The sequence below is a fragment of the Micromonospora foliorum genome (assembly GCF_022229015.1).
Taxonomy (GTDB): domain Bacteria; phylum Actinomycetota; class Actinomycetes; order Mycobacteriales; family Micromonosporaceae; genus Micromonospora; species Micromonospora foliorum.
This window is the reverse complement of the sequence record NZ_JAKKFF010000345.1, coordinates 1-9,108: the sequence shown is the minus strand read 5'-3', so window position 1 is coordinate 9,108 and position 9,108 is coordinate 1. Positions and strand designations below refer to the sequence as shown.

Genomic DNA, 9,108 nt, shown 5'->3' with positions numbered 1-9,108 from the left:
CGCCCCGGCCCGGCCCGGTCCGGGTCACCCGTGACCTCCCGGTGCGGGCCCGCGACGGTGTGGTGCTGCGCACCGACCACTACGCCCCGGGCGTCGGCGGCGCGCCGACCGTGCTGATCCGCACCCCCTACGGGCGGGGTGGGCCACTGCGGCTGCTCGGTCGGCTGCTCGCCGCGCGGGGTCGACACGCGGTGATCCAGTCGTGCCGGGGCACCGGCGGCTCCGGTGGGACCTTCGCCCCGCTGGTGCACGAGCGCGACGACGGCGCGGACACCCTGGACTGGCTGCGTCGCCAACCCTGGTGGTCCGGGCAACTGGGCATGTTCGGGGTCAGCTACCAGGGCTTCGCGCAGTGGGCGCTGGCCGCCGACGCCGGCGAGGAGCTGCGCGCGATGGTCGCCGTGGTGACCGCCTCGGCCACCCGCGACTCGACGTACGCGGGGGAGTCCTTCGCCCTGGACACCGTGCTCACCTGGGCGGAGCTGCTGCACGCGCAGACCGTGCCGTGGTTGGCCCGGCAGTGGGAGCTCAAGCGGGGGCAGCCCCGGCTGGCCGCCGCGCTGGAGCACCTCCCCCTGGCCGACGCCGACCAGGTGGCCACCGGGGTGACCATCCCGTTCTTCCAGGAGTGGCTGCGCCACCACACCCCGCAGGCCGCGTACTGGCGGACCCGGGTCTTCGCCGACCAGGTCGCCCAGGTGCGGGCGCCGGTGGTCATGGTCACCGGTTGGCACGACATCTTCCTGCCCGCCCAGCTCGACGACCACGCCGTTCTGCGCGCCGCCGGCACACCGCCGCGCCTGGTGATCGGCCCGTGGACGCACGGCAGCCCCGGGCTGTTCGTGGCCGCGCTGCGCGAGGGGCTGGCCTGGCTCGACGAGCACCTGCCGGCGGCGCCCCGACCGCCCGGGCGGTCGCGACCCGCCGTGTCGCCGGTCCGGCTGTACGTCAGCGGCGCCGGCGGCGGCTGGCGGGACCTGCCGGACTGGCCACCACCGGCGGTCGAGACCGCCTGGCACCTGCAACCCGGTGGTGCGCTGGCGGCGCGCCCGCCGGTCGCGTCGACGCCGGACGAGTTCCGCTACGACCCCGCCGACCCCACCCCGTCGCTGGGCGGGCCACTGCTCGTCGCCCAGCGGGCCGGGCCGGTGGACAACCGGCGCGTCGAGGCCCGCCCGGACGTGCTGACCTACACCAGCGACCCGCTGACCGGGCCGGTCGAGGTGATCGGCCCGGTCCGCGCCGAGATCCACGTCCGCAGCGACCTGCCGTACCTGGACGTCTTCGTTCGTCTGTGCGACGTGGACCGCAAGGGTCGTTCGTGGAACGTGTGCGACGGCCTGGTGCGGGTCACCCCGGAGCGCTTCCCGGCCGATCCTTCCGGCGTGCTGCGGATTCCGGTGCCGCTCTGGCCGACCGCGTACCGGTTCGCCGCCGGGCACCGACTGCGGGTGCAGGTCTCCGGTGGCGCCCATCCACGGTGGGCCCGCAACCCCGGCACCGGGGAACCCCTCGGCACGGCGGTGACGCTGCGTGCCGGCCGGCGGCAGGTTCTGCACGACCCGGCCCACCCCTCGGCGCTGCTGCTGCCGATCGTCCACTCAGCCCCGCCGCAGCCTCCAATCTGAACAGACCCATTCTGAGCTGGGCGTTTGTCCAAAACGCGGGCTATGGTTGAGTCAACGCCCGGCGCCGTGCACCAGTAGGCCGGGCTCGTCCGAAGCCCAGCACCGCGTACGCGGTGTGACGTCGTGCCCGGTCCCCACCTCTCGGAAAGGGGGACCCCATGACCCGGGCCCCGGCTAATCTTCTGGCCGTCCGAAGCCTGCTCCTCACTCACCTCGACAACGCCCCCGGCTCGGACGACCTGGACCCGGGCGAGGTCGGCATCGTCGGCGACTCGGCCCACCGGGGCGGCTACCACTGCGGATCGGACCGGGTGGTCCCCAACGACTACTCGGTGGTCGAGTCGCCCCGTGACCGGGCCGGGCTGACCCTCGACGCGGCGGCGCTGGATGTCGGCCAGTTCAGTGTCCTCTCCGGTGGCCGGACGAACACCCTGCCGAGCTTCTCGGTCTGGTGCGTCGCGCAGTGCGCCGCGAACGCGGCCGACGCCCGGGACATCCGGGAGATCATCTACAGCCCCGACGGCACCACGGTGAAGCGGTGGGACCGCCTCGGCAAGCGCACCAGCGGCGACAGCTCACACCGCTGGCACACCCACTTCAGCTTCTTCCGCGACGCCATCAAGGCGGGCCGCGACCAGCGACCCCTGTTCCGGCGCTACCTCAGCTCCATCGGACTCCTGGAGGACGACGACATGACCCCCGAAGAACACAACTGGCTGGCCACGGTTCACAAGAACCTCACCGTGCTGGATGGCCGCAACCCGGTCGGGCAGATCTACACCCGGATGGCGATGGGTGAGGACGTCACCGTGCCGAACTACACCCCGGCACACCCGACGCTGAAGTCGCTCGCCGCTCAGATAGGCGCGCTGCAGGCGGCGCTGACCGCGCTGTCCAACCAGGACTTCACCGACGAGCCGGCGATCGTCCAGGGCGTGCTGGCCTCGCTGACGCCGGAGAAGATCGCCGCGGCCATCCCGCCCACCATGGCCAAGCAGGTCGCCGACGAGCTGGCCCGCCGGCTGGTCGCCTGAGCGAGGGGCGGCCCGAGGCCGCCGGGTCGCCCCTCTTGGCGCGTTTCCGCAACGGCTGTTGAGCAACAGTTGTTGCGCAAGAGCTGTTGCGGATGCCAGGCTGTCGTCATGGACAGCTCCGACGTACGCCAGATCACCGACTCGCGGGTGCTGGCCGCCATGTCCCACCCGCTGCGCCGCCGGCTGATGGACGTGCTCAAGGTCCATGGCCCCTCCACCGTCGGCCTGCTCGCCGAGCGCACCGACCAGGCCCCCGCGAACGTCAGCCACCACCTCAAGGTCCTCGCCGGCGCGGACCTCATCACCGAGGCGCCCGAGTTGGCCCGGGACCGGCGCGAGCGGTGGTGGCGCCTGGTCACCCGGGCGTTGCGCTGGTCCAACACCGACTTCGACGCCGACCCGGCCTCCCGGGCGGTCGCCGACGCCGCCACCTCGCTCAACCTGGACCGGCACGTCGCCCTGGCCCGGGCCTGGCACGCCGCCGACGAGACCACCCAGGCCAGCTGGAACGACGCGCCGTTCTCCACCGACCACTGGCTGCGCCTCACGCCCGAGGAACTGGCCGAGCTGAGCCACGAGCTGATCGACGTCCTCGCGCGCTGGGCCAACCGGGACCTGCCCGACGACGGCGCCGACCGGCGGCCGGTCTTCGTGTTCGTCCACGGCGTACCGGCCCGACCGTGACCACCGCCACCCGCGACTCCACCGACGTCCGGCCGACCGGTGGGCTGCTGCGGCACCGCGACTTCCGGCTGCTCTGGGCCGGCCAGGCGGTCAGCAGCGTCGGCAGCAACGTCACCACTGTCGCGCTGCCGCTGGTCGCGGTCGCCGTCCTCGACGCCGGCACCTTCCAGGTGGCGGTGCTCACCGCCGCGGCCTGGCTGCCCTGGTTGCTGATCGGCCTGCCGGCCGGCGCGTGGGTCGACCGGCTGCCCCGCCGACCGGTGATGGTGATCTGCGACCTGCTCTGCGCGGTGGCTTTCCTCAGCGTGCCGCTGGCCGCCCTGCTGGGTCGGCTCACCGTCGCGCAGCTGCTGGTGGTCGCCCTCAGCGCCGGCGCCGCACGGGTCTTCTTCGAAACCGCCGACCAGGTCTACCTGCCGGTGCTGCTGCGACCCGGGCAACTGCCGGAGGGCAACGCCAAGCTCCAGGCGACCCAGACCGTGAGCTACGTCGTCGGACCGGGCCTCGCCGGCCTGATCGCCCAGCTCACCGGCGCCGTCGCCGCACTGCTGCTGGACGCGCTCACGTTCCTGCTCTCCGCGGTGTTCCTGCTGCGCATCCGTACCCGCGAACCACGGGTACGCCCCTCGGAGCGAACCCGATCGCTGCGCCGGGACATCACCGAGGGGCTGCGCTTCGTCATCCGGGACCCGTACCTGCGGGTGCTCACGGTCTTCGGCGCGGCCAGCAACATCGGGCTGACCGGCTACCAGGCCGTCCTGGTGGTCTTCCTGGTGCGCGAACTGCGTCTCGAGCCGGGCCTGGTGGGCGGGCTCGTCGGAGTGATGAGCGCCGGCGGGATCATCGGAGCGCTGCTCGCCACCACTGTGGCGCGGCGCTGCGGCACCGCGCGGGCCCTGCTGATCGCGGCGGCGCTCACCGGCCCACCCGCGCTGCTCATTCCCCTCGCCGCACCCGGCGTCGGGCTGGTCTGGCCGGCCCTCGGCGGTCTGCTGATCGGCCTGGGGGTGGCCATCGGCAACGTGGTCAAGGGCGCCTTCCGGCAGACGTACACGCCGCACCACCTGCTGGGCCGGGTGACGGTGAGCATGCACCTGCTCAACTACGGCACGATCCCGTTGGCAGCCGTGCTGGCCGGTGCGATCGGCGCGCGGTACGGCGTCGGGACGGCAATCGTCGTGATGACCGCCTGGTTGGCGGTCACCCCGTTGATTCTGTTGGTGGGGCCGATCCGGAGGCGGCGGGACCTGCCCGCCGCCCCGGCGGCGTCTTGAGTGCGCTGCGACGGCGGCCGGAGACCGGCCGCCGTCACCGGCACGGAGCTACATCGGGCGGACGTTGTCCGCCTGCGGACCCTTCTGCCCCTGGGTCACCTCGAACTCGACCTTCTGGCCCTCGTTGAGCTCCCGGTAGCCGCTCGAAGCGATGGCGGAGTAGTGGACGAAAACGTCCGGCCCTCCACCGTCCTGCTCGATGAAGCCGAAGCCCTTTTCCGAGTTGAACCACTTAACCGTGCCGGTTGCCATGCATCTCTCCCTGTTCAAAGCGGCTGACCCTCGGCCTCTGGCCGATGATCGCCCGTACCTGTTCGACAGTAACGGGCAAAACCCCGATCCGCTGGCCGAAGTGCCGTAGGTCTTTGACGGAACTCGGGTGAACTCTGCGCGGCGGCATGCGAAACCCGCCCCGACCAACCGCCGCTGGGGCATGCTTGCGCCGATGAGGGATGCCGCAGCCGACGCGCTGACCGAGCTGGAACGCGAGATCCACGCACCCGGCGCCGGTCTGGACCGGCTCCGGTTGATGCCCACTCCGTTCGTCCCCGAGGTGCGGCTGCACCTGGCCGAGGACGCGATCGTCTGGTGGGCCCGGATGGAGGCCGCCGCCGGGCACGCGCTGCCGGCGCCGTACTGGGCGTCCGCCTGGGCCGGAGGCCAGGCCCTGGCCCGCCACCTCCTGGACCACCCGGAGCTGGCCGCCGGCCGCCGGGTGCTCGACCTCGCCTCCGGGTCCGGGCTGGTGGCCATCGCCGCCGCGCTCGCCGGCGCCGCCGAGGTGATCGCCAACGACATCGACCCGTACGCCGTCGCCGCCGTCACCCTCAACGCGCGGGCCAACCACGTCGCCGTCGACGCCACCGGAGACGACCTGCTCGACAGCACCGATGTGAAGGTCGACCTGGTGGTCGCCGGGGACGTCTTCTACGACCGCGCGATGGCCGACCGGATGCTGCCCTTCCTGCAGCGGGCCGCCGCCGCGGGCGCCGACGTGCTGGTCGGCGACCCCGGCCGCGGACACCTACCGACGGACCGCCTGACCGTGCTGGCCGACTACCCGGTGCCCACCACCGAACCGTCTGTCGACTCGTCGCTACGCCACGTGCAGGTGCTGCGACCCGGCTGAGACCGGACCCCGACTCAGGGGCGACCCCGAGGCGGATCCCAGGGGTCACTGGGGGCTACGACCCGATGTCCGAAGTGGCGTGGCGGCCATAGCGTCGACGCATGACGCAATGGCTGGCCCAGATCGGAGAACTACCGGTTCTGCTGCTGATGGGTGCGCTCGGGCTCGTCATGCTCTTCGACGCCGTACCCCTGCTGGGTGTCCTCGTCCCCGGCGACGTCGCGATCCTCGCCGCCGTCGGCGTCGGCCGCCCGAGCACCGGGCTGGCCACCTTCACCGCGGTGCTGGTCGGCTGCCTGGCCGGTTGGTCGCTGAGCTTTTTGATCGGCCGACGCTACTCCGACCGGCTGCGCCACAGCCGCGTCGGCGGTTGGATCGGCGAGACCCGCTGGACGGCGGCGGAAGGGATCCTGCGCCGCGGCGGCGGCCGGATGATGGTCGTCGCGCCGTTCCTGCCGGTCTTCAACGCGCTGTTGCCGCTGGCCGCCGGCGGGCTGCGGATGTCGTACCGCCGATTTCTCGGCTGCGCGACGATCGGCGCGGCCGCCTGGGCCGGTCTCTACCTCGCCCTGGGCACCGCGTCACGGTCGGTGGCCGGGCTGCTGCCGGGCGACCCCAGCCCGTTGCTTGTCACGATGGGCGTCGGGCTGGTGCTGGCCTCCGTCGCGTTGCTGGGGGCGCGGCGGCGGTTGTTCTCCGTCGTTGGCTGAGCTGCTTCTCTGGGGGACGTGGGGGCGTGGGGGCGCTCGGGGCCGGGTGCGGTAGGGGATTGCCGTGCCCGGCCTCGGAGCCGGGTTGCGGTGGTGGGGCGGGGGCCCGCCGTGCCCGGCTCCGGGCGGTCAGGCTTGATCCCTGCGCCGGGCACGGCGGGCCCCCACCCCCGTCGTGGTTCCGGTTCGCTCGGGGGTGCCGCCGCCGTCGGTGGGTTGTGATCTTGGTGGTTCTTGGTCGACGTCGGGTCTTCTGTGTGGTGGGTTACCAGCCTCGGGCTTTCCACTGGGGGAGGGCGGGGCGTTCCGCGCCCAGCGTGCTGTCCTTGCCGTGGCCCGGGTAGAACCAGGTGTCGTCCGGTAGCTGGTCGAACAGCTTGTGCTCGACGTCGCCGATCAACGCCGCGAAGCGCTCCGGGTCCTTGTCGGTGTTACCCACCCCACCGGGAAAGAGACTGTCGCCGGTGAACAGGTGCGGGGTGCCGGCCGGGTCGCGGTAGAGCAGCGCGATCGAGCCGGGGGTGTGCCCCTTGATGTGGATGACCTCCAGCGCGCAGTCGCCGACCGCCACGGTGTCGCCGTCGGCCAGCCGCTCCGCCTCGATCGGCAGCCCCGCCGCGTCGTCGGCGTGCACCAGCGTCCGGGCGCCGGTCTTGGCGACGACCTCCTCCAGCGCCACCCAGTGATCCATGTGCTGGTGGGTCGTCACCACGGCGGTGAGCCCACCGTCACCGATCAGTTCGAGCAACCGGGGTGCCTCGTTGGCGGCGTCGATCAGCACCTGGTCACCGGTGCCCGTGCAGCGCAGCAGGTAGGCGTTGTTGTCCATCGGGCCCACCGACAGCTTGCTGATGGTCAGCCCGTCCAGCTCCCGAACCGCCGGGGCGCCGCCGTGCGTGACGTCTCCGCTGTATGTCATGACGTTTCTAGATCCATTCCGGTGGAGTAGGCAGGGGGCCGTCGGGGGTGACGGAGAGCGGGGCGCCGTCGGCACGGCCGATCAGCCAGGCGGCGAGGTCGGGGGCGGGACCGGCGACGACCGGGGCGCCGACGCGCTCACCGATCACCACCTCGTGCTCGCTGCCGTCGAGGCGCAACACCATCGACGGCGGTGTCGGCCCCATGGCGTGGTGGCTGGCCGCCTCGCGCAGCAGCCGGTGGGCGAACGTCTCCGACCAGTGCGCGGCCCGGTAGTCGGCGGCCAGATCGAGGTGGTGCACCTCGATCTCCCGCAGCCGGCCCCAGACCAGCAGCGCGGCCGGCCACGGGCCCTTACGCGCCTGCACCGTCGCCGCCCAGGCCTCGGCCGGCATCGCCGCGACCGCCTCGGAGAACAGGTCCGCGGTGCGGCGCAGGTCGTCCAGGTGCTCCGCCGGTGGCCGGCTCGAACCGGCTTCGATGTCCGCCGTGCGGGCCTCCAACGAGGCGTACATCGGCAGCGCCTCTCCGGTGCGGGCCGCGGTGAGCAGGTTGACGAAGCCGTCGGCGTTGCGCGCCAGGTGCGCCAGCACGTGGCCGCGCGTCCAGCCGGGCAGTAGCGACGCGGCGGCCAGGTCGGCGGTGTCGAAAGACGCAGCGGTACGGAGTAGTCGGCTGGTGGCCGCGTCCACCTCGCCCATCAGCAGCAGCGGATCCGTGGTCACCCGTCGACCCTAGCGGTCCGCCGTCGCGCCGTCGCCGGGGAAATCGCTTTCGGCGCGTCGGCGCGCCACCTACCGTCAGCGGCAGACGCGGCACCGGGACATCGGACGGAGGTGGTGATCATGCCGGACGTGGCACGCGTGTTCCGCCATCACCAGCTTCGACACCGATGAGGATGCCATGACGATCGATCTGACCGCCCTCGGCTGGGACGCCGAGCGGACGGCGTACGCCGCGCGTCGCGGCGAGCACCAGCCGGGTCGGGTGGCCCGGGTGGACCGGGGGGTCTGCACGGTGCTGACCGCGGTCGGCCCGGTTCGGGCCAGCCTGGGTGGGGCGGTGCTGAGCGCCGCCGCGCGGGACCCGTCCGCGCTGCCCTGCGCCGGGGACTGGGTGCTGCTCACCCACTGGCCGGACCGCCGCGTCACCGTGGAGGTGGTGCTGCCGCGGCGAGCCGCGTTGATCCGTCGTACCGCCGGCAAGGACGCCAGCGGCCAGGTGCTGGCCGCCAACCTCGACGCCGCCGCCGTGGTGGAGCCGGTGCACCCCGAGCCGGACGTGGGCCGGATCGAACGGCTGCTCGCCCTGGCCCACGAGTCCGGCGCCCGGCCGCTGGTCGTGCTGACCAAGGCGGACCTCGCGGCCGACCCGTCCGCGCTGGCCCGCCAACTGGCCGCGGTCGCCCCCGGGGTGCCGGTGCTGCCGGTCAGCGCCGAACGTGGCCTCGGGCTGGACCCGCTGCGCGCCGAGGTGGCGCCCGGCCGCACGCTCGGCCTGCTCGGCCCGTCCGGTGCTGGCAAGTCGAGCCTGGTCAACGCCCTCGTCGGGGCGGTGATGATGCCCACCCAGGCGATCCGGCGGGTCGACGGCAAGGGTCGGCACACCACCACCTGGCGGGCCCTCGTACCCATCCCCGGCGGCGGTGCGGTGATCGACACGCCCGGTGTGCGGGCGGTCGGCCTGCTGGACGGCGCGGCCGGGCTCGACCGGGCGTTCGCCGACATCGCC

Annotated in this window: 10 protein-coding genes; 7 read left to right on the top strand and 3 right to left on the bottom strand. The window is 73.1% G+C overall.

The features are described 5' to 3' along the window. From PSH25_RS23800 to PSH25_RS23785, 4 genes are all read left to right on the top strand, one after another. Positions 1 to 1,628, top strand: a 1,628-nt coding sequence (locus PSH25_RS23800) for a CocE/NonD family hydrolase (protein ID WP_238661183.1), incomplete at its 5' end; no start/stop codon positions are given. Positions 1,629 to 1,786: 158 nt separating this feature from the next. Beyond that, positions 1,787 to 2,662, top strand: coding sequence for a hypothetical protein (locus PSH25_RS23795; RefSeq protein ID WP_238661182.1), 876 nt, complete (start codon positions 1,787 to 1,789; stop codon positions 2,660 to 2,662). 108 nt (positions 2,663 to 2,770) lie between these two features. After that, positions 2,771 to 3,346 (top strand): ArsR/SmtB family transcription factor, encoded by a 576-nt coding sequence (locus tag PSH25_RS23790; protein WP_238661181.1) that lies wholly within the window; start codon positions 2,771 to 2,773, stop codon positions 3,344 to 3,346. Then, positions 3,343 to 4,620: an MFS transporter gene (locus PSH25_RS23785; RefSeq protein WP_238661180.1), complete on the top strand. Its 1,278-nt coding sequence runs from the start codon at positions 3,343 to 3,345 to the stop codon at positions 4,618 to 4,620. Before PSH25_RS23790 ends, PSH25_RS23785 begins: the two co-directional genes overlap by 4 nt. A gap of 48 nt (positions 4,621 to 4,668) precedes the next feature. Here PSH25_RS23785 and PSH25_RS23780 read toward each other — a convergent pair whose 3' ends face one another. Then, positions 4,669 to 4,872, bottom strand: coding sequence for a cold-shock protein (locus PSH25_RS23780; RefSeq protein ID WP_007462771.1), 204 nt, complete (start codon positions 4,870 to 4,872; stop codon positions 4,669 to 4,671). Positions 4,873 to 5,065: 193 nt separating this feature from the next. On the opposite strand from PSH25_RS23780, the gene PSH25_RS23775 reads away from it, so the two are divergent. Both PSH25_RS23775 and PSH25_RS23770 read left to right on the top strand, forming a co-directional pair. Then, positions 5,066 to 5,749 carry a class I SAM-dependent methyltransferase gene (locus PSH25_RS23775; protein ID WP_308193724.1) on the top strand — a complete coding sequence of 228 codons (684 nt, stop codon included), beginning with the start codon at positions 5,066 to 5,068 and terminating at the stop codon, positions 5,747 to 5,749. Positions 5,750 to 5,850: 101 nt separating this feature from the next. Beyond that, a complete protein-coding gene (locus tag PSH25_RS23770; protein WP_238661179.1) occupies positions 5,851 to 6,459 on the top strand; it encodes a DedA family protein in 609 nt (202 codons plus the stop codon). A 265-nt stretch (positions 6,460 to 6,724) separates the two neighbouring features. On the opposite strand, the gene PSH25_RS23765 is transcribed toward PSH25_RS23770, so the two are convergent. Beyond that, positions 6,725 to 7,378 (bottom strand): MBL fold metallo-hydrolase, encoded by a 654-nt coding sequence (locus PSH25_RS23765; RefSeq protein ID WP_238661178.1) that lies wholly within the window; start codon positions 7,376 to 7,378, stop codon positions 6,725 to 6,727. Positions 7,379 to 7,385: 7 nt separating this feature from the next. Further along, complete coding sequence (locus PSH25_RS23760; protein ID WP_238661177.1) at positions 7,386 to 8,102, bottom strand: maleylpyruvate isomerase family mycothiol-dependent enzyme; 717 nt, start codon at positions 8,100 to 8,102, stop codon at positions 7,386 to 7,388. Between the two features lie 178 nt (positions 8,103 to 8,280). Here PSH25_RS23760 and rsgA point away from each other — a divergent pair. Next, a partial coding sequence (rsgA, locus tag PSH25_RS23755; RefSeq protein ID WP_238661176.1) for a GTPase RsgA occupies positions 8,281 to 9,108 on the top strand: 828 nt, incomplete at its 3' end.